Origin of the sequence: Mycobacterium farcinogenes (genome assembly GCF_019739075.1) — a bacterium.
In the GTDB taxonomy this organism is placed as follows: Bacteria; Actinomycetota; Actinomycetes; order Mycobacteriales; family Mycobacteriaceae; genus Mycobacterium; species Mycobacterium senegalense.
In genome coordinates, this window is sequence record NZ_CP081673.1 from 1,922,525 (window position 1) to 1,941,357 (window position 18,833).

Here is an 18,833-nt window from a genome sequence, read left to right on the forward strand (position 1 = left end):
GCATTCGATGCTAGGCCTGGCTTGTCGGAGGGTGTGTCTAGCATCCTGCCGAGCGCGTCGGCGCAATGACGGTAAACCCACAGGAGTTGTTGGCATGAAGTTTCTTTCGACCCGCCTCATCACAGCCGATGTCGAGCGGCTCGTTGCGTTCTACGAGAAGGTCACCGGTGTCAGTGCTGTCTGGGGTAACGAACTCTTCGCCGAGATCCCGACGCCGGTCGGCGCACTGGCGATCGGCAGCGACAAGACGGTTCCGCTGTTCGGTGAGGGATCTGCCGAGCCCGCGGCGAACCGAAGCGCGATCATCGAGTTCATCGTCCACGACGTGGATGCTGAGTATGAGCGGTTGGCCGGACACTTGGACGACGTTGTCACCGAGCCCACGACGATGCCGTGGGGTAACCGCGCGCTGATGTTCCGGGATCCCGACGGCAACCTCGTCAACCTGTTCACTCCGGTAACTGATGCGGCCCGGGCCAAATTTGGGGTCTAGGGCGCCGCTGACCTTGCGGTGAGGGCGGGGTGCTGAACGTCGTGTGAACATGTTCATTCCGGTCCCAGCGGCAACTATTCTGAGTTTGCTCAGAAGCCTGGTTCATGCTGGCTCGAGTGTGGATTACAGATTCAAATGACGGGCGATCTCATCTGTTTGACCGGCCGCAACGGCACGGATTAGGTCCGCTGTATCTGGCTCGACGTGTGGACGGCCAGTCTGAATGCGTCGTCGCCTAGGCCCCCGGCGCGGCGGTATTGACCCCGTCACCTCCCGTTATGCCGCGATGTCCGCGTTCAGCGGCACGTGGCAAACCGGTCTGAAGCATTTGCGCGCGCACATGTTCGACCGCAAGCCGGTTGATGCGGTCCTGCCCTCGGGCAGGTGAGTCATGAAATTCAATATCGGCAACGGCGCAGCGGCCCAGGCGATCGTCAGCGTTAATTAGTTTGCGGATTCGCCAATACTCAGCTTCTTCTCAGTTAGAGTCCGGGGTGTCCTAGATCACACTGCCGGAGGTTCGTCCGATGCATGAATCCCTACGCCCAATTGCCGCCGCAGGCGTCGCGCTCACTGCAGCCGCCGCGATCGTGGTGGCTCCGGCCATCGCACCGTCGCCGCCCGATATTCAGGTTCCCCGCATACCCGCAGCCCAGATAGCGCTCACTGCTGAAACGGATGTCCTCAGCCGATGGATTGAGGTGTTCAACTCGAGTACCGCGAACGCGACCACGGTCTCTCAGTTCCTCTTCGAAGCCCCCGGCACGGCCCTGCAGCAGGCCATTGTGAACCAGGTCGGCTATCTCGGGGATGTGCTCAATGATCCCGGCAGCATTGGTGACGTCGTCCAGGCCATGGGCGAGAACCTGCAGAAGGCATTCTCATGGGCCACGATGCAGGGCCTGCCTGACGACATCAACGACCCCGGTTTGATTCCGGTCGTAGCGCTGAGCAACGACGCGACCCATACGATCCTCGTGGCGTTCGTGCCGGGTTTCCTGCCGGAGGGGACGCCTGAGTTCGTCACACCCCTGGTCCACTTCCTGGCGTCACCGCTCAGCGGTGTCCTGATCGGCTTTGCCGGACCGCTGGTCAGCCCGGGAGTGGCAGCCCTCAACAGCATCATGGCCGGGGATCTGCTCAACCTTCCCGCCAACGTCGTCGATGGATTCTTCAATGGCGCCACCCTCAGCCTCGACCCGCTGTTGCCGGCGATCAGTGGAGTGCTGCCGGAAGGCACCACGATCAACAACCTGGGGATCGCGTTCGGCGGGCTCCTCAGCCCGGGTGCCACAGGAAACACGGTTCCTGTCGGCGAGACGGTGGGAGAAGGCGCGGTCGGCGGTTCGATCTTCAACTCCATCGACGTGTCGATCACAAGCAGTGCGCTGGGCTTCCCCATCACTCTGGCCGCTCCGGGTGTAGGGGTCGGGCCCATCGGCGCGCTGGCGAACCTGTCGCAGATAGTCGCGGGCGCGATCGGCTGGGACGGAGCGGGTAACCCGCTGAGCAAGCTGACTTTCCCGACGATCGAGACCGAGGCGGAAAGCGATGCGTTGGCCGGCCCGCCCGCAAGTGCACGCGCGTTGACCGCCGAAACAGATTCTGCGGCAGAGGATTCGAATGCGAAGGGATCCGAGAGCGAGCAAAGCGCCCCTGAGGAAGCCGGGGAAGACGAAGGCGACAGCGTCGTGAAAACCTCCGTGGGTGCCACTGACCTGTCCGACGGCAACAAGGCCGAGCCGGGCAAAGCCGGCACCACTTCGACCCGGCCGAGTGAGAGGTTGCGCACCGCGGTCAAGGAGTTCCGCAGTGAAGTCCGCAGCACTGTCAAAGAAGTCCGTACGGGCATCCGAGACACGGTCAAGGGGCTCAGCGGCCGGGGCGCCAAAGCTGACGCCGACAGCACGGCCGGCAGCGCAGCTACCGGCAGTGAGGGGAGCGGCGACAGCAGCAGCTGACATCTGTTTGTATGAGCAAGATGGCGTGTTTTCAACGAAAACTCGCCATCTTCTTCACTTTCGACACCCCCTCTATGACTTCAACCGGTCAGAACAGTTTGCGCGCCAACTTCCACGCCCGGTCGCTGTAGGGCGGGTACAGCATCTTGGACAGGTCGGGCCGGGTGGGCTTGGTGAGCACCGTCTTGGTGTGGCTGAACTCTTCGAAGCCCCAACGGCCGTGGTAGGCCCCCATCCCAGAGTTGCCCACCCCGCCGAACGGCAGCCGTGTTGTCGATGCCTGGAATGCCACATGATTGATCAGCATTCCGCCTGCCGACACTTCGGACACCACCCGATTGCGTACCGATCGTGACCGGCTGAACAGGTACGCGGCAAGCGGCTTGGGGCGGGAGTTCACGAAATCGATTGCTTCGTCATGAGAATCGACCGTGAGCACGGGAAGGATCGGCCCGAAGATCTCCTCGGTCATCAGGGGTTCGGCGGGATCAGGGTTGACCACCACGGTCGGTTCGACGGTGAGCGACGAGCGGTCGATGCCGCCGCCGAAGGCGATGTCCCCTCGGGTTTCGATCAGGTACTCTCCGAGACGCTCCAGGTGGTCAATGTTTAGTATCCGCATACCTTTTGGTTGGCCTTCCCGGTAGCGAACCCATGAATCGCACAGTCGGTCGATGAAGCGCTCGGCGACGTCGCGATGGGCGAGCACGTAGTCGGGAGCGACGCAGACCTGCCCGGAGTTGATGAGCTTCGTCCACCCGACCCGGGCGGCCGCGACATCGACATCGCAGTCCTCGGCGAGGATCACCGGGCTCTTTCCGCCCAACTCCAGGGTGACGGGTGTCAGATGCCGGGCTGCCGCGGCCAGAATCTTGCGGCCGGTCCCCGCGCCACCGGTGAACAAGATTCGATCGAACTTCTGGGTGAGCAGCAGTTCGCTGGTCGCGCGTCCGCCTTCAACCACCGCGACCGCGTCGTGGTCGAGGTAGCGCGGTACCAGGTCCACCAACAGCTGTGAAGTCCGCGGGGCGAATTCGGAAGGCTTGATCAGCACGGTGTTTCCGGCTGCGATGGCGCCGATGGCGGGTCCCAGGGTGAGAAGGAAGGGCAGGTTCCAGGTTCCGATGATCAGCACGGTGCCGTAAGGCTCGAACTCGACCCAGCCCCGCCCAGGTAGTTGGGGTAGTTCGAGCATCCGTCGGTCGCGACGCATCCAGCGCTTGACATGCTTTGCGGCGTAACGTGCTTCGGCTACGGTGCCGGCGATGTCGGTCAGCCAGGATTCGAAGGGTGCGCGGCCGAGATCCGCCGACAGCGCATCGATGATCGCTGCTTCGTTGTCGGTCATCATCTGGGCGAGTCGGTTCAGTTGATCCGAGCGCCATTGCGCCGGTCGGGTCCGGCGGGTACGGAAGGTCGCCCGCAGCGTCTCGACGATCCGGCCGACCTCGACCTCGGTCAACTCGTCATCGACCGCTGCCTGAGCGGTGTTGCCGTTCCTGGATGTAGTTTCCGTCATCGCCGCCCCCAATGTGTGAATGATCGCTCACATAGTCTTGCGAAGCTAGCCGCTATCAGCCGTTAAACCGGCTGTCTGTATCACTCGGCAGCCAGAATGGACATTAACATAAATGCGGAGTTGGAGGAACTGTGCGCAGGTCGGGACGCCGCACCGCAGTGCCGGCGTCGATCCCCGAACGGTGGGCGCGCTAAAGCCCACCGCAGCGCGACGGGGCCAGGATCGGGGACCAGGGCGGGCAATCGGGCGGCAGCGGTTGCGGGGGAGCGGGCGGTGGCGGAGGGCCGAGAACCGGAGGTGGCGGGGCCTCGTGCGGAGAACCGTGCCAGGGATAGATGGTGTTGGAACCGATGTCCACCACGCCTTCTGAGTTCCAGTACCAATCGTGGCAAATGGCGGCGTCCCAGGTGATGACCTGGCTGCCCGGTATCGGTGGATCGCCCGGACACCAGTGGGTGCACGTGAGACCATCCGGACAGTTGCCGCCTTGATAGCTCGGGCCAAAGGCCGGATCGGCCCCCGCAACGCCCAACCCCAGTCCAGCCAGGCCGAGCCCGCCAGATACCGCTACGGCCGCCAATCGTGCGATGGGATCCATGGTGGCTCCCCTCCTATGAGGTGCTGCTCACCAGGCAATTGTGCATCGATAGTGGCGCGTGGGCCGGGTTTCGGCACAACGCCGCGATTACTGCTCGGTCCCGGTGGGTCAGTCGACGATCACTGAGATCTCATCGCCCAGTCCGTAGTCGGCGCTCAAGGGCAACTCGTCACCGCTCCAGAACGAGCCGGGATCGAACCAGTTGTAGTGCTTCTCTGTGGTCAGCAGTCCCATCTCCTCATAGGTGATGGCCACTGTCTCGGCGCAGTAGGCGGTTTCCAGCCCGACCTGCCGGCTGCGGGCCTTCTTGCGTTCGGCTGACTCGCGAACCATCTTGTGTACAAAGGGAATTCCGCGGGTGAAGTCGCTGACGATCGGCACCCGTCCGCGCAGCCAGCGGCCGGTCAGGCGTGCCGTGGTGGGGAAGGCGGTGCCGTTCATCCGGGCGATCACCTTGAGCAGCTGGTCTTCCTGCTCCCGAGAGGCGAACGGGGTGAGCTGACGCAGCCAGCAGCGCTGCCCATAGCTGTGCGCCCAGCGTTCGACGACCTGGCGGGCGTCATTGAGCTGCACCCCGCGATGAAAGGTGCCGGTCCACATGTCGAGCAGCTTGTCGCCGAGTTCGGCGTGCCAGATCAGCGGCGGAAGGTCGTCGATCGCGACCGTCATACCGACATGGTTGACCGGGCTGTTGGTCAGCGTCTGGATCGCCCGGTCCGGTCCCGAGCCGCCGCGGAACAGCCAGATGTCACCGGTACGGGTCTCTTCCAGTGCCTTGGTCAACGACACCGTGTTCGCTTTCACAAGCGCAGCTTAGGCACACTGAGTGCATGCGGAGTATCTGGAAGTGGGTCGGGCTGGCGGGTGTCGCCGGTGTCGTCGCGGGCGGCGTCATGGTCGCGCGGGACCAACGCCGCCGCAACGCCTATACCCCGGACGATATCCGGGCACGGCTTCATCAGCGGCTGGCCGAGGCGGAACGGACTGAACCGACGACGTAGGTCCCGAGACTGTTACCAGCCTTCGGTCAGCACCCGGTCCAGGGCATCGGCGTAGAAGTCGGCCGCGTCGACGTCAATGCACAACGGCGGCTTGGTTTTCAGGATGTTCTGATGGTCGCCGGTCGGCTGGATGATCACGCCGAGTTCGAGCATCCGATCGCAGATCCGTGCTGTTTCCTCGGTGGCCGGCTCCAAGGTATGGGGATCCCGGACCATCTCGACACCCAGGTACAGGCCGACGCCGTGAACGGTGCCGATGATCGGGTGCCGGGTGGCGAGCTCCTCCAATCGCGACTTCAGATGCGCACCGACCCGGACCGCGTTGGCTTGCAGCCCTTCGTCGGCCAGCACGTCGAGCACTGTCATCCCGATCGCACACGACAGCGGGCTGCCGCCGGTGGAGGAGAAGAAGTAGCCCTGGCTGCGGAAGGCCTCGGCGACCTCGCGGCTGGTGACCACCGCGCCCAGCGGGTAGCCGTTGCCCACCGATTTCGCCATCGACACGATGTCGGGGACGACGCCCTGCTGCTCGAAACCCCAAAACCATTCGCCCAGACGGCCGTATCCGACCTGCACCTCGTCGGCGACGGCGTAGCCGCCGGCGCCGCGGACAGCCGCATAGACCTGCTGCAGGTAGCCGTCCGGGAGCGCCATGCCACCGGCGTTGCCGTAGACCGTCTCGCAGATGAACGCCGCCGGGGCCCGACCCTCTTCGATCAATCCGTCGATCTGGGCCACCGCGTCGGCGGCGTAGCGGCTCACCTCGCTGCCGCGGTACTTCCCGCGGAAGCTGTTGGGCGACTCCACCGTGTGCACCCAACTCGGCCGCGTGGTAAGCGCATTCGGGTTGTCGGCGGTAGACGTCGACACCGCGTCGGTGCCGTAGGTCCAGCCGTGATACGCCTCGCGCATCGCCACCACGTCGGGGCGCCCGGCGGCCGCCGTCGCCAACCGCAGCGCGAGATCGCTGGCCTCAGAACCCGAATTGACCAGGAACACAGTGTCGAGAGGTTCGGGTAGCAACCCGGCGAGGCGCTCGCTGAACTCCACGACGGAGGCGTAGTTGAAGCGTGAGTTGGTGTTGAGCTTGCGCAGCTGCCGGGCTGCGGCTGCCGCAACCCGCGGGTGCGCGTGCCCCAGCACTGTGACGTTGTTGACCATGTCCAGATAGCAGCGCCCGCTGGTCGACATCAGGAAGTGCCGCCAGCCCCGTTCGATCCGCGGCGGCCGACGGTAGTAGTGCTCCTGTACCGGCGCGAATGCCCGGTCCCGCCGGGCGATGAGATCGGAGTCCACACACGCTGTCTCGAGCGGCGCCAGCCCCAACAGCGGCCGCGGGTCACGCACGCATGCCAACCAGCCGGGCGCCAGTGCGGGTGTGGCCAGCTCGGGGGCGCGGGGGGCGCCGGTCGGGCGCAGTGTCACATGGGTCCAACGGCTGGGCTCGACGGCGCCCAGGACGTCGCCCTGATCACCGGTCTCAGACCCGATTCCGGTGACGGTCAGCTCGTACTCGGCGCCCCTGAACGTCACCGAATCCGCCAGACGTTCGATGACCTCACCGTCGAACGGCGCGGCGAGCACCAACCGTTCTGCCGGCCAGATGCTGATCCCGGTCGGGACGACCGCGGGCTCCTCTTGACTCAACGGCGGAGCCTGTGCGATCTGTGGTTGCCCGAATCGGGTTAGCACCAGCTGCGCGCCGTCATCGATTGCAGCCCTGGCCAATTCGTCCTGAATGTCCGGTCTGAACCAGCCCCCGGGGACGAATGCGTCGTCCAGATCGTCGGATGTCGTGCTCAGGTCCAGCGTCACCACCGACGCCGGCATGGCGATCATCGGGCGGGCGACGCGCACGGGGGGAGCCGGTGACGCGAGGCCGAGGTCGGACTTGATCAGCGCGGTCATCACGTCGAGCGGCACCGAGGTGGCGCGCTCGAACATCTGCCATTCACCGTCGGACTGTTCGGTGAGGTAATCGTTGTCCGGATCGAAACCGGCCTGGTGGGCGCCGCTCACGATGAGTACGGCGGTGCGCAGAACCAGCAACGGCCACAACGCTTCTGCCTCGGCGGCACTGAGCGGCCGGAGGGCATGGAAGGCGCGGATCCCGGGCAGGATGGCGGTCGGATCTCCGCCGGGGTGCTGCAGGACGCAGGACAGTGTGATGGCCAGTTCGCTCACGGCCCAGCTGTCGGCCAGATCGCCGAAGTCGATGATCCCGTCGGGCTGTACGACGCCGCCGATGCCGCGGGACACCACCACGTTGGCGTCGGTGAGGTCCATGTGCACTGCCTGCCGGGGCAGGGCGTCGGCCAGAGGTTCGATGCGGGCCCACGCCTCGTCGGCGGCCGATTGCAGCCGCGCGCGGGCGGTGTCGTCGTCCACGTGGGAGGCCAGGCCCCGCACCACTTCGGCCCCGTAGTGCAGATCCCACTGCAACACGCGGTCCAAGCCGGGATGGCTGAAGCCGGCCAACGTTCGGCTGACCCTGGCGGCCAGCGCGCCGAGCTCGGCGACCGTGGCCGGTGACAGGTATCCGGATTCGAGGAGCGTTCCGCCGGGCAGATGCCGGAGCAGGCGGACATGGGCCACGTCACCTGAGCCCAGACCGGTGACCGCGGTGAGCTTTTCGCCGCGCAGGTTGGGCAATGACTGGGCCACCCGTAGGTCCGGCTCCGCCGTCGCGATCAGATCGGCCGCCAATTCCTGTGCGGCCAGCTCGATTTCGTTGAAGGCCGGGTTGGCGATCTTGAGCACGCCGGCGGCTACGGCACCGGAGCTGACCAGAAAGTTCTTGTCCTGCTGGCTGCCCAGCGATTTCACGTCCGCATGCAGACCGAAGTGAGTGGCCAGGATGTCGCGGGCCTGCTGGTCGCTGACGTGAGGGGCAGGAAGTTCCGGTTCGCGCAGAAAGTTGAAACCGACGGTGTCTCGTTCGGCGTTCACCGTCCGACGAACTCCACGACGACCTCCGAGAACGCGTCATTGTCGTCGCCCGCGGCAGTGTGCCCCGCATCGGGCAACTCGACGAACTCGGCGGCGGGCACCTTCTCCAGGAAGTCCTGCACCCCTTGGGGACTGACCACGTCGGACAGCTTGCCGCGGATCAGCAGAATCGGAATGCTCAGGGCCATCGCCGCGTGTTCGAGCTTCTCCACCCGCACGAACGGGTCGTCCTCGGGTTTGGTGAGGAAGGCCGGATCCCAGTGCCAGTACCAGCGCCCGTCGCGCAGCCGCAGGTTCTTCTTCAGCCCCTCAGGGCTGCGCGGCTTGGTGCGGTAAGGCAGGTAGGCCGCGACGGCCTCGGCCGCCTCCTCAAGCGAATCGAAGCCGTCCACGTTGGTGAACATGAAATCGCGGATCCGGGCGCTGCCGCTCTTCTCGAACCGCGGCACCACATCGACCAGGATCAGTTTGGTGACCAGTTCGGGGCCCGCTTCGTGGGCGGCCAGGATGCTGGTCAGCCCGCCCATGCTGGCGCCGATCAGCACCACCGGGCGTCCGATCTGGTACAGCACCTGCTGCACGTCGGTGGAGAGCGCCTCCACCGAATAGTTCGCGCTCGGCGAGCGGTCGCTGTCGCCGTGACCTCGTGCGTCGAGCGCGACCACGTGCAAACCACGATCGGCGAGAATCTGTCCCGTGTTCTTCCAGGAGAACCGGTTCTGCCCGCCGCCGTGCAACAGCAGGACGGTGGGCCGGTCGGCAGCGGACGCGGCGTCCCGGTTCCATTCGTCGCCGACGAGGTTCAGGTCGTCGACTCCGCGGAACGTGACGGTGCGCGACTCGCTGTGCTCGGTGTTCCCGGTGCTCACGGACATTCCTCTCGCCAGCCCCCGGGAGGTCACGTTACCCAGGTGGGTTTTCGTCGCATCTGCGACCCGCGCGGCGCGCCATTCCTAGAATCAGCAATCGTGCAGAACGAGCCAGGTGCCGAGGCCGAGGACGCGGTGGCGGCGGAACGCCACGCGATCATCAAAGCCGCCTTCACCTGCCTGTCCGAGCCCCACGACGGTGCGGTACCGATTGCGGCGGTGCTCGCTCGGGCCGGGTTGTCCACCCGGGCGTTCTATCGGCATTTCGAATCCAAGGACGCGTTGTTCCTGGCCATGCAGGCGAGTTCGGGCAAGTCGCTGGGCCGTCGGCTCGATCAGATCGCCGCCGACCCACAGGGCTCTGCCGCAGAGCTGCTGGCCGAGTGGATCAAAGTGTCGTTCGACGTGATGCGCGATGCACGGTTGCGTGGGCGCGCGCTGGTCCTGGATTCGGAGGAGGTCCGTGCGGCCAGGGGGTACCAGTCCGTGCAAGAGCAGTGGCGCCTCGACCGCGAACGGGCGTTGGCGGATCTGCTGCGCCGCGGCCGCGAAGACGGATCGCTTCCGCTGGCCAGGCCGGAGCGCGACGCGGCAGCCATCCGCGCCGTGGTCAGCCACGAGTTGTCACGTCTGACTCCTGATGGTGACTGGGAGTCTGCCTGTGCCGCGGCGTTGGACTTTGCCCTGCGTGCGGTCGGCGCGCGCACCGCCTGCCGGGAGTTCGGTAACTCGTAGCAGCACAGAAGGGCGGCGTATCCGGGACTGCCGGTACCGCTGATGACGGTGTGACCGGTGCCACGTACTTTGGACCGCACGCGTGCCGATGCGCGCCACCACGTAGTGCCACGAGGAGCAGATGTATGGCAGACGACAGCGCCGACGCCGAGCCGGTCGAGCCGACCGGCACCGAGGAGTCGAGCCAGTCCGCCCCCGACGCCGCAGTTGTCGAATCTGAGGCAGAGAACGAGTCGACCGATGCCGACGACTCGGTACCCAAGCCGGGTGGTTCCCGGCGTTCCGCTTTTGCGGGGATCGTCGGAGGCGTGCTCGTCGTCGCGCTGCTGGCGTTGACCGGTTGGCTGGGCTACGGCTACTACCAGGTCCATCACGAACAGCAGCGACGGACGATGTTCGTGGACACCGCGCGGGCGGGCGCGACGAACCTCACCAGCATCGACTGGGAGCACGCCGAAGACGACGTCCAGCGAGTGCTCGACATCTCGACCGGGAAGTTCTACGACGACTTCGAGCGGCGTTCGAAGTCGTTCCTTGAGGTGGTCAAGCAGATCAAGTCGAAATCCGTGGGGACGGTGACCTCCTCGGGGCTGGAGTCCTACTCGAACGACAAGGCGAATGTCCTGGTGTCGGTAACCGTGCGGTCGACGAATGCGGGTGTGCCCGAACAGAAGCCCCAGGTGTGGCGAATGGTGGTGACGGTGCAGGACATCGAAGGTAAGTCAAAGGTTTCGAACGTGGAGTTCATCCAGTGAGCGGCCGGCACACGATGCCGCCGGCCGGGCGTCGCAAGGCGGCAGCAGCACCAGCCGAACCCGAGCAGGCCAGCCCTGAGCCGGAGGTCGTCGAAGAAACGAGTCCCGCCGATCCGGTCGAAACCGTGGCGGTAGCCGAGGCCGAGCCGGTGACCGACGCGCCGGTGGACGTCACCGAGGATGACGCCGCTGAGGGTGATGCCGCCGACGGTGACGCCGCCGAGGTGGCCGGTTCCGACTCCGACACAGAGGAACCGAGCGCCGAACCCGCCGAACCCGACGCTGAAGTCCCACGCACCCGGTCACGGGTCAGCGCACCGGTGGTGCTGGCCGCCGTTGCGCTGGTGCTGGCCGTGGCCTGCGCGGTCTTGCGGTGGATGATCGTCGCGCAGGATCAAAGCGACACGGCCCGTGACGAATCGGTTCAGGCGGCAAAGGAGATCACCGCCCAGATGCTGTCGTACGAGACCGAGACGGTGGACCAGCAGCTGACTGCGGCCCGGGACCGGATGACCGGGGAGTTCCTCGGCAAATATTCCGCGATGATCAACGAGGTGATCCCGGCGGCGCATGCTCAGCAGATCGCCGCGGTCGCCGACGTCTTGCGCGCCGGGGTGGTGAGCGCGAAGCCTGACAGCGCCGAATTGGTGTTGTTCGTCAACCAGAGCGTCCAGGTCGGAAACAACATGCCGCAGAAGACCGCGTCGGTTGCGCGGGCCACCATGGTCAAGGTCGATGATCGCTGGATGATGTCCAAGTACGACCCGGTGCCGATGTGACCGAGCCACGCTGGATCGATGTCGCCACCCCCGCGGTGCAACTGCGGGCGCTGGTGTGGGGGCCCGACGACGGCCCGGTTGCGTTGTGCCTACACGGCTTTCCCGACACCGCCTATGGCTGGCGCAAGGTGGCGCCAGTCCTGGCCGGGGCCGGCTGGAGGGTGGTGGCGCCGTTCATGCGCGGCTACGTGCCCTCCTCGATACCGACCGACGGCAGTTATCACGTGGGCGCGCTGATGGACGATGCGCTGCGCCTGCTGCAGGCCGTGGGCCCGACCGGTGACGATGTCCTCATCGGGCACGACTGGGGCGCCATCGCGGCGGCTGGTCTGGCGGCGATGCCGGACAACGCCTTCGCCAAGACGGTGATCATGTCCGTGCCTCCGCCCGCGTCGTTCCAGCCGTTGGGCCGGGTGCCCGAGGCCAGCAGACTCATGGCCAAGCTGCCGCGCCAGATGCTGCGCAGCTGGTACATGATGTACTTCCAATTACCTTGGCTGCCGGACCGTTCCGCGTCCTGGGTGGTGCCCCGGCTGTGGAAGCTGTGGTCACCGGGATACAACGCGGCCGAGGACGTGCGTCACGTCGACGCCGCGATCGGTGCGCCGGACCGGTGGCGCGCCGCGCTCGGCTACTACCGGGCCACGATCCGGCTCAGCAAACCGCCACCGCAGTACGCCGAGTTGCACGAGCATTGGTTGTCAGCTCCGGTGGTGCCGACGCTGTACCTGCACGGCGCCGACGATGGCTGCGCGACAGCCGATTACGCCCATTGGGTGCAGAGGGTGCTGCCGCCGGACAGTGCGGTGAACATCGTCGAGCGTGCCGGCCACTTCCTGCAGCTCGAGCAGCCGGACGTGGTCGCGAAGCACATCGTCGATTTCATCGGTAGCCCCGGGAGGACCTGACCGGTGCGTCGGCTGGCCGCAATCGACGCCCAGAACTGGTGGATGTCGGCCAAACTTCCCAACGATCAGTTCCTGCTGTACGGATTCGGCGGCGTGGCCGACGACGTCGACGCCGTGCTGGCCGAGATCGGTGGCCGCGCGCAACGCTGCCCGGACCTGACCGTACAGGTGCGCGACGACTGCCGGCTGACCTACCCGGCCTGGGTGGAGCGGGAGGTGGGTGACGATCAGTTCGCCCGGTATGACGGCGAACTCGGCTGGAACGAGTGCCTCGACGCCGTCGCCGGCCTGGCAGATCACCAGCTCGACGCCACCGTCGCGCCGTGGCGCCTGCATGTGTTCACCCGGGTCCGTGGGATTCCCGGGGTTCAAACCGGTCCCGGCACCGTTGCGGTACTCCAGATTTCCCACGCCCTCGCCGACGGCACCCGGGCCTCGGCGCTGGCCGCCTGGCTGTTCGGCCGGCCGCAAGAGGTCGTCCCGGTGCCGTCGCAACGGTTTGCCCCCGCGCGGCTGCCATGGCGTGCGGTGCGGGCCGCCCGCACCCACCGCGAACTGGTACGTGACACCGAAGCCGGTGCGGTGCCGGCGCAGGCCCCGTCGCGCCCTGTGCTGCACAGCAATTCGGCGCCGACAGGTCGACGCTGGGTCCGCACCGTCGTCCGGCGCCGCGCCCAGATTCCCGGCCCGACGGTGACCATCGGGGTGCTTGCAGCCATCTCCTCGGCGCTGGCCGCGCACCTACGTGAATTCGGCGACGACACCGCCGAGCTCGGCGCCGAAGTGCCCATGGCCAAGCCGGGAGAGCGGCGTGCCCACAACCATTTCGGCAACGTCGGCATCGGGCTGTACCCCGAACTGGCCGGCGCCGAACGCTTCACGCGCATCGCCGCCGACTTCGCCGACCGTCGCCGTCGGGCAGCGCATCCGGGCATGGCCGCGGCCGGCCGCGCGTACGCCGCGACCCCTGCGCCGTTGTTGCGTTGGGGGGTGGCGCAATTCGATCCGACCGTGCGGGCGCCGGCGGTGACCGGCAATACCGTGGTGTCCAGCGTCAATCGGGGAGCCGCCGACCTGCGATTCGGCAGCGCCGGGGTGGTGGTGACGGCCGGTTACCCATCGCTGTCGCTCATGATGGGGCTGACCCATGGGGTGCACGGCATCGGCGAGACTGTGGCCGTCAGTGTCCACGCCGCGGAGTCGGCGGTCGGCGACATCGACGCGTACGTGGCCCGGCTGGATGCCGCGCTGGGCGGTTAACCGCGGCGCAGCATGGCGATCCCGACGTCCAGTGCGGATTCGAGATAGCTCAGGTCGCCCGAGGCCAGCATCACGCTGACGCCGCCCTGGATGCCGGCCAGTAGGGCGGCACCCACCTGGTCGGCGTCCAGATCGGTGGCCATCTTGCCCTGCGACTGCATATGGCGGATGCCGTCGGCGATCTCGTCGTGCCATTGCCGCAGCAGGGCTTTCGTGACCGCCTGAGCGCCGGGGGTGGTGCGCCCGATCTCCGACATCAGCAGGCTCAGCGGGCAGCTCTGCCCTTGGCGGCGGTACCGATCCACCACGGCGTCGCGCCAGCGTTGCCAGGCCGCCCACGAGGTCAGCTCGCCCAGGTAGGGCTGCTGGTCTTCCAGCACCATCTGGGCTTCGCGTTCGGCGACCGCCAGCAGCAGTTGATCCTTGCCGTCGGGGAAGTAGTGGAACAGCTGGCTCTTGGAGGTCTGGGTGTGGGCGCGGATATCGTCGAGCGTGGTGGCTGCCACGCCGTTGGTGCGGATCACCGCCGCGGCGCCCTCGATGATGCGGCGCCGGGTGGCCTCGCCTTTCGCGGTCAGTTTCTGGACTTGCAGGTCCATTTTCAGCGGCCTATACCTGGACTCATGAGTCCAAACACTACGCGCCTGCAAGGTCGCACAGCACTTGTCACTGGTTCCACCGGCGGCCTCGGCGTCGCCATCGCCAAGGCCCTGGCATCCCAGGGCGCCCTCGTCGTCGTCAGCGGTCGCAACAAGGAACGCGGAGACGCCGTCGTCGCCGAGATCCGCGCCACTGGAGGGCGGGCCGAGTTCGTCGCCGCCGATCTGGGGGCCGGAGGCGACGAAGTCCACCGACTCGCACGTGAAGCCACGGCAGCAGCCGGCGGGCAGATCGACATCCTGGTCAACAACGCGGCGGTCTGGGGGATGCCGCAACCCACAGAGGAGATTTCTGAAGAAACACTGCTGGAGTCCTATCAGGCGAACGTCATCGCGCCGTTCCTGCTGACCGGTGCTCTGGTGCCGGCCATGGCCGAGCGCGGCCACGGAGCCGTGGTCAATGTCGGATCGATCAACGGGCTGATCGGCGGAGACCGGTCGGCGCTGTACTCGTCGACCAAGGCGGCCGCACACTCGCTGACGAAATCGTGGGCGGTCGAATACGGTCCGCGCGGGGTGCGGGTGAATGCGGTGGCACCGGGTCCGATCGCCACCGAACGGGTCGCGGATATCGCAGATGAGCTCGCCCCGGTGCTGGCCCGCGTCCCCTCCCGGCGGATGAGCACCCCGGAGGAGGTCGCCGCGGCGGTGGCCTTCCTGGCCGGTGAAGACTCCGGAAACATCCACGGAGTGGTTCTCAGTGTGGATGGGGGCTGGGCGGCGGCTTAACAGATGTCCTACATTCTGTTACATGGCTTCCTCTGCTTACGACACTGCGATCCTGCTCCTGCGCGTGGTGCTCGGCCTGACCATGGCCGCTCACGGCTACAACAAGTTCTTCGGTGGGGGCCGGATCCCCGGCACCGCGGGATGGTTCGACAGCATCGGCATGAAGCCGGGCATGTTCCACGCCCGGGTCGCGGCAAGCACCGAACTGGCGGCCGGGCTGGGCTTGGCTCTGGGCCTGCTCACCCCGGTGCCCGCCGCCGGGTTCGTGGCGCTGATGCTGGTGGCCGCCTGGACCGTGCACCGGGCCAACGGCTTCTTCATCGTCAAGGAGGGCTGGGAGTACAACCTCATCCTGGCGGTGGCCGCGGTGGCGATCGCCGGGCTGGGGGCCGGGCGCTACAGCCTTGATCACCTGCTGTTCTCCAACTGCAGCTTCTATCACCTGCTGCACGGCTGGTGCGGGCTGGCCATCGCGGTGGTGCTCGGGCTGGCCGGCGGCATCGGCCAGCTGGTGATCTTCTACCGCCCGCCGGTGAAGTCCTAGTGTTCGCGTGAGAGCGGAATAGAACACGTTCTAATCTGAGCGGCATGGGTTTTCTCAAACAGGAATCGCCGCAGATCGACTACGAGCAGTGGAGCAAGGGCAGCCGCGCCGAGAAGATCCAGCCGATGGCGCGGCACTGGGCGGAGGTGGGGTTCGGAACCCCGGTTGCGCTGCACCTGTTCTACGTCGTCAAGATTCTGGCCTACATCCTGGGTGCCTGGCTGATCGCGCTGACCACTGAAGGTGTCGACGGGTTCACCAACGTCGCCTCCTGGTACGCCGAGCCGATCGTCTACCAGAAGGTCGTGTTCTACACGATGCTGTTCGAGGTCGTCGGCCTCGGCTGCGGCTTCGGCCCGCTCAACAACCGGTTCTTCCCGCCGATGGGCTCGATCCTCTACTGGTTGCGGCCCAAGACGATTCGGCTGCCACCTTGGCCCAACCGGGTGCCGCTGACCAAGGGCGATGACCGGACCCTCGTCGACGTAGCGCTGTACGGGGCGTTGCTGGTGATGCTGGTGGTGGCGCTGGCCTCGCAGGGCACCGGGCCCATCCCGGCCCTCGGCACCGAAATCGGCGTGCTGCCGGTGTGGCAGACCGCGGCGATCGTCGGCCTGCTCGCCGTGGCCGGCCTGCGCGACAAGGTGATCTTCTTGGCCGCCCGCGGCGAGGTGTACGGCTCACTGGCCGTGTGCTTCCTGTTCGCCGGCGCCGACATCGTCATCGCCGCCAAGCTGATCTGCCTGACCATCTGGATCGGTGCGGCGTCCTCGAAGCTCACCAAACACTTCCCGTTCGTCATCTCGACGATGATGAGCAACAACCCGGTGTTCCGGCCGCGCTGGATCAAGCGGAAGTTCTTCGAACACTTCCCCGACGACCTCCGGCCCGGTTGGCCATCGCGTTTCCTGGCGCACTTCTCCACTGCCATCGAGGGTTTGGTGCCACTGGTGCTGTTCTTCTCACACGGCGGCTGGGCGACGGCCATCGCGGCCTTCGTCATGTTGGTCTTCCACTTCGGCATTCTGAGCTCCATCCCGATGGGCGTGCCGCTGGAGTGGAACGTCTTCATGATGTTCTCGGTGCTGGCACTGTTCGTCGGGCACCCGGGGATCGGCCTGGGGGATCTCACCAGCCCGTGGCCGATCGTGTTGTTCGCCGTCGTCGCCGGCACCGTGGTGCTCGGAAACCTGTTTCCGCGCAAGATCTCGTTCCTGCCGGGGATGCGCTATTACGCCGGCAACTGGGACACCTCGCTGTGGTGCGTCAAGCCCTCGGCCGCCGAGAAGATCGAGAAGGACATCGTCGCGATCGCCAGCATGCCGGCCGCCCAGATGGAGCGGTACTACGGCAGCCCGGAGGTCGCCCAGATGTACCTATACATGGGATATGCGTTCCGCGGCTTCAACTCTCACGGCCGCGCCCTGTTCACGCTGGCGCATCGGGCGATGGCCGGCCAGAACGAGGATGACTACGTGCTCACCGATGGCGAGCGCATTGTCTCCACGGCCATCGGCTGGAACTTCGGCGACGGACACATGAGCAACGAGCAACTTGTGGCCGCCCTGCAGAAGCGGTGCCACTTCGAGCCGGGGGAGGTGCGGGTGGTGATGCTCGACGCTCAGCCGATCCAGCGCCAGACCCAGCAGTACCGGTTGGTCGACGCTGCCACGGGCGAGTTCGAGCGGGGGTACGTCAACGTTGCCGACATGGTGACGCGCCAGCCCTGGGACGACGAACTGCCCGTCCATGTCCAGCGAGATGACGTCACCGCCTGACCCGGTCGAGGTATGGATCGACGAGTCCGGGCGGTTGATGAGCGACCTGGGCGGGGTCGACACGCAGTGTCATGCCACGGTCCGGGCCGGGCATTGTCCGCAGCGACCGCAGTGCGTGCTGCTGCATCGCCCGCCCGGGCCGCGGTTGCTGTTCGGCGAGTTGATGTCGGAGCTCGACGACGAGGCCGGCATCTATCTGGAGACGCACGCCAAACGGCTTGATGCCGACCTGATCTCGATCACGGTCGACCACGTGGGACCCGGGGGAGCGGCCGGTAGCTGGCGTTATCGCCTGTTGCCGATGCGATGGAAGACCACCGACGGCTGGCGCGACACCGATGCGAGGTTGGCGGTGTGGCCGGACTAGCTGTGGTGCTCGAAACAGCGCACGGATCTTCGAAACTGCGCACAGATCGCAAAATCGCCGCGAAACGAGATCTGAGCGCAGACTCGGTGGGCTGGGCGCAGACTCGGCGGAAAGTGGGATCAGCGCATGACGTCGCGGACCTTGACGCTCTCGATGTCTTGGAGCATCAGGACCCGTGCGGTGTCCAGGTGCTTGCGCCAGTGCGCCTCGGCGGCGTCACCGTCGCCGGAGCGGATGATCGTGATGAGCTTGCGGTAGGACCGCATCAGCTTGTCGTAATCGGTCTTGGAAACCGGCCTGCGCTCTTTGAACAGGAAGGCGTGGTGGCGCACGGTGATCTCGTGCAGCATGCCGGCGATGATGCCCAAGGTGGCGTTGCCGGACAGCTCGACGACCCGGCGATGAAAGTCGCCGGTGGTCTCGGCCAGCCGGTCCGACTGATGGTCGGTCGGGATGTGCTCGTCGAGCATGCGTTCCAGTTCGGCGAACGCCGCCTCGTCGCCTTTCTCGGCCAGTAGGCGTGCGGCCATCGGCTCGATCGCAGCCCGGCCCACCAGGAGGTCGGCGATATCGGCGCCGGACAGTTCGAGCAGCAGGCCGGCCGGGCGGGCGACGATCTCGGGGCCGGGCACCCGGACCCGGGCTCCGGTGCGGGAGCCGCGCCGCACCTCGACCAGCCGTTCGGATTCCAGGACCCGCACGGCCTCGCGCAGCGTGGGCCTGCTGACGCCGAAGTGCTCCATGAGCTCGGCCTCGTTGGGCAGGAAGTCGCCCTCTTTGAGCTGGCCGTCGACGACCATGCGCCGTAGCGTGCCTGCGACGAGCTCGGCCGTCTTGGGGGAACGGACCGGTGCCTGCGGTGCTATCGCGTCAGGGCCGATCATCGGCGCCAGTGGTGTGGTTCGAGCCACCAGACACTCCCAGGTAGG

18 protein-coding genes are annotated in these 18,833 nt (G+C 66.4%); 12 read left to right on the forward strand and 6 right to left on the reverse strand.

The window, feature by feature from the left end; genetic code table 11:
- The first annotated feature begins 94 nt into the window (after positions 1 to 94).
- Together K6L26_RS09115 and gjpA are read left to right on the forward strand one after the other, a co-directional pair.
- A complete protein-coding gene (locus K6L26_RS09115; RefSeq protein ID WP_221852988.1) occupies positions 95 to 493 on the forward strand; it encodes a VOC family protein in 399 nt (132 codons plus the stop codon).
- A 527-nt stretch (positions 494 to 1,020) separates the two neighbouring features.
- On the forward strand, positions 1,021 to 2,454 hold the full coding sequence (gjpA, locus tag K6L26_RS09120) for an outer membrane porin GjpA (RefSeq protein ID WP_221852989.1): 1,434 nt from the start codon (positions 1,021 to 1,023) through the stop codon (positions 2,452 to 2,454).
- 88 nt (positions 2,455 to 2,542) lie between these two features.
- Here gjpA and K6L26_RS09125 read toward each other — a convergent pair whose 3' ends face one another.
- Both K6L26_RS09125 and K6L26_RS09130 read right to left on the reverse strand, forming a co-directional pair.
- On the reverse strand, positions 2,543 to 3,973 hold the full coding sequence (locus K6L26_RS09125) for an aldehyde dehydrogenase family protein (RefSeq protein ID WP_221852990.1): 1,431 nt from the start codon (positions 3,971 to 3,973) through the stop codon (positions 2,543 to 2,545).
- A 706-nt stretch (positions 3,974 to 4,679) separates the two neighbouring features.
- Entirely contained in the window at positions 4,680 to 5,360 is a 681-nt protein-coding gene (locus K6L26_RS09130) for a guanylate cyclase (RefSeq protein WP_435405365.1), read from the reverse strand.
- Positions 5,361 to 5,401: 41 nt separating this feature from the next.
- Here K6L26_RS09130 and K6L26_RS09135 point away from each other — a divergent pair, with 41 nt between their 5' ends.
- Positions 5,402 to 5,572 carry a hypothetical protein gene (locus K6L26_RS09135; RefSeq protein WP_019347582.1) on the forward strand — a complete coding sequence of 57 codons (171 nt, stop codon included), beginning with the start codon at positions 5,402 to 5,404 and terminating at the stop codon, positions 5,570 to 5,572.
- A 12-nt stretch (positions 5,573 to 5,584) separates the two neighbouring features.
- Here the strand turns inward: K6L26_RS09135 and K6L26_RS09140 are convergent, their stop codons facing one another.
- Positions 5,585 to 8,521 carry an aminotransferase gene (locus K6L26_RS09140; RefSeq protein ID WP_221852992.1) on the reverse strand — a complete coding sequence of 979 codons (2,937 nt, stop codon included), beginning with the start codon at positions 8,519 to 8,521 and terminating at the stop codon, positions 5,585 to 5,587.
- Positions 8,518 to 9,390, reverse strand: coding sequence for an alpha/beta fold hydrolase (locus K6L26_RS09145; RefSeq protein ID WP_435405358.1), 873 nt, complete (start codon positions 9,388 to 9,390; stop codon positions 8,518 to 8,520). The genes K6L26_RS09140 and K6L26_RS09145 overlap by 4 nt, the downstream gene beginning before the upstream one ends.
- 99 nt (positions 9,391 to 9,489) lie before the next feature.
- On the opposite strand from K6L26_RS09145, the gene K6L26_RS09150 reads away from it, so the two are divergent.
- From K6L26_RS09150 to K6L26_RS09170, 5 genes are all read left to right on the forward strand, one after another.
- Positions 9,490 to 10,125, forward strand: a complete 636-nt coding sequence (locus K6L26_RS09150) for a TetR/AcrR family transcriptional regulator (RefSeq protein ID WP_234814405.1) — start codon at positions 9,490 to 9,492, stop codon at positions 10,123 to 10,125.
- Between the two features lie 125 nt (positions 10,126 to 10,250).
- Entirely contained in the window at positions 10,251 to 10,880 is a 630-nt protein-coding gene (locus tag K6L26_RS09155) for an Rv1363c family protein (protein ID WP_221852994.1), read from the forward strand.
- The gene (locus K6L26_RS09160; protein WP_221852995.1) at positions 10,877 to 11,659 is read left to right on the forward strand and encodes a hypothetical protein; all 783 of its coding nucleotides are present in this window, start codon (positions 10,877 to 10,879) and stop codon (positions 11,657 to 11,659) included. The genes K6L26_RS09155 and K6L26_RS09160 overlap by 4 nt, the downstream gene beginning before the upstream one ends.
- The gene (locus K6L26_RS09165; RefSeq protein WP_221852996.1) at positions 11,656 to 12,567 is read left to right on the forward strand and encodes an alpha/beta fold hydrolase; all 912 of its coding nucleotides are present in this window, start codon (positions 11,656 to 11,658) and stop codon (positions 12,565 to 12,567) included. Before K6L26_RS09160 ends, K6L26_RS09165 begins: the two co-directional genes overlap by 4 nt.
- Positions 12,568 to 12,570: 3 nt before the next feature.
- The gene (locus tag K6L26_RS09170; protein ID WP_221852997.1) at positions 12,571 to 13,827 is read left to right on the forward strand and encodes a WS/DGAT/MGAT family O-acyltransferase; all 1,257 of its coding nucleotides are present in this window, start codon (positions 12,571 to 12,573) and stop codon (positions 13,825 to 13,827) included.
- Here the strand turns inward: K6L26_RS09170 and K6L26_RS09175 are convergent.
- Positions 13,824 to 14,426 carry a TetR/AcrR family transcriptional regulator gene (locus K6L26_RS09175; protein WP_019349129.1) on the reverse strand — a complete coding sequence of 201 codons (603 nt, stop codon included), beginning with the start codon at positions 14,424 to 14,426 and terminating at the stop codon, positions 13,824 to 13,826. The two genes, K6L26_RS09170 and K6L26_RS09175, sit on opposite strands and share 4 nt — an antisense overlap.
- A 24-nt stretch (positions 14,427 to 14,450) precedes the next feature.
- On the opposite strand from K6L26_RS09175, the gene K6L26_RS09180 reads away from it, so the two are divergent.
- The 4 genes from K6L26_RS09180 to K6L26_RS09195 are packed head-to-tail and all read left to right on the forward strand — an operon-like array spanning position 14,451 to position 17,904.
- The gene (locus K6L26_RS09180) at positions 14,451 to 15,215 is read left to right on the forward strand and encodes an SDR family NAD(P)-dependent oxidoreductase (RefSeq protein ID WP_019349130.1); all 765 of its coding nucleotides are present in this window, start codon (positions 14,451 to 14,453) and stop codon (positions 15,213 to 15,215) included.
- A 22-nt stretch (positions 15,216 to 15,237) separates the two neighbouring features.
- On the forward strand, positions 15,238 to 15,759 hold the full coding sequence (locus K6L26_RS09185) for a DoxX family protein (protein WP_019349131.1): 522 nt from the start codon (positions 15,238 to 15,240) through the stop codon (positions 15,757 to 15,759).
- A 44-nt stretch (positions 15,760 to 15,803) separates the two neighbouring features.
- Positions 15,804 to 17,537, forward strand: coding sequence for a DUF3556 domain-containing protein (locus tag K6L26_RS09190; RefSeq protein ID WP_019349132.1), 1,734 nt, complete (start codon positions 15,804 to 15,806; stop codon positions 17,535 to 17,537).
- The gene (locus K6L26_RS09195; protein ID WP_047039315.1) at positions 17,521 to 17,904 is read left to right on the forward strand and encodes a hypothetical protein; all 384 of its coding nucleotides are present in this window, start codon (positions 17,521 to 17,523) and stop codon (positions 17,902 to 17,904) included. The genes K6L26_RS09190 and K6L26_RS09195 overlap by 17 nt, the downstream gene beginning before the upstream one ends.
- 119 nt (positions 17,905 to 18,023) lie before the next feature.
- On the opposite strand, the gene K6L26_RS09200 is transcribed toward K6L26_RS09195, so the two are convergent.
- Positions 18,024 to 18,815, reverse strand: a complete 792-nt coding sequence (locus K6L26_RS09200; RefSeq protein WP_036394655.1) for a FadR/GntR family transcriptional regulator — start codon at positions 18,813 to 18,815, stop codon at positions 18,024 to 18,026.
- Positions 18,816 to 18,833 lie beyond the last annotated feature (18 nt).

Coding starts and splice junctions, on each gene's coding strand:
- K6L26_RS09135 (WP_019347582.1), top strand. CDS start 5,402: ATGCGGAGTATCTGGAAGTGGGTCGGGCTGGCGGGTGTCGCCGGTGTC.
- K6L26_RS09190 (WP_019349132.1), top strand. CDS start 15,804: ATGGGTTTTCTCAAACAGGAATCGCCGCAGATCGACTACGAGCAGTGG.
- K6L26_RS09180 (WP_019349130.1), top strand. CDS start 14,451: ATGAGTCCAAACACTACGCGCCTGCAAGGTCGCACAGCACTTGTCACT.
- gjpA (WP_221852989.1), top strand. CDS start 1,021: ATGCATGAATCCCTACGCCCAATTGCCGCCGCAGGCGTCGCGCTCACT.
- K6L26_RS09175 (WP_019349129.1), bottom strand. CDS start 14,426: ATGGACCTGCAAGTCCAGAAACTGACCGCGAAAGGCGAGGCCACCCGG.
- K6L26_RS09155 (WP_221852994.1), top strand. CDS start 10,251: ATGGCAGACGACAGCGCCGACGCCGAGCCGGTCGAGCCGACCGGCACC.
- K6L26_RS09185 (WP_019349131.1), top strand. CDS start 15,238: ATGGCTTCCTCTGCTTACGACACTGCGATCCTGCTCCTGCGCGTGGTG.
- K6L26_RS09115 (WP_221852988.1), top strand. CDS start 95: ATGAAGTTTCTTTCGACCCGCCTCATCACAGCCGATGTCGAGCGGCTC.
- K6L26_RS09125 (WP_221852990.1), bottom strand. CDS start 3,973: ATGACGGAAACTACATCCAGGAACGGCAACACCGCTCAGGCAGCGGTC.
- K6L26_RS09195 (WP_047039315.1), top strand. CDS start 17,521: ATGACGTCACCGCCTGACCCGGTCGAGGTATGGATCGACGAGTCCGGG.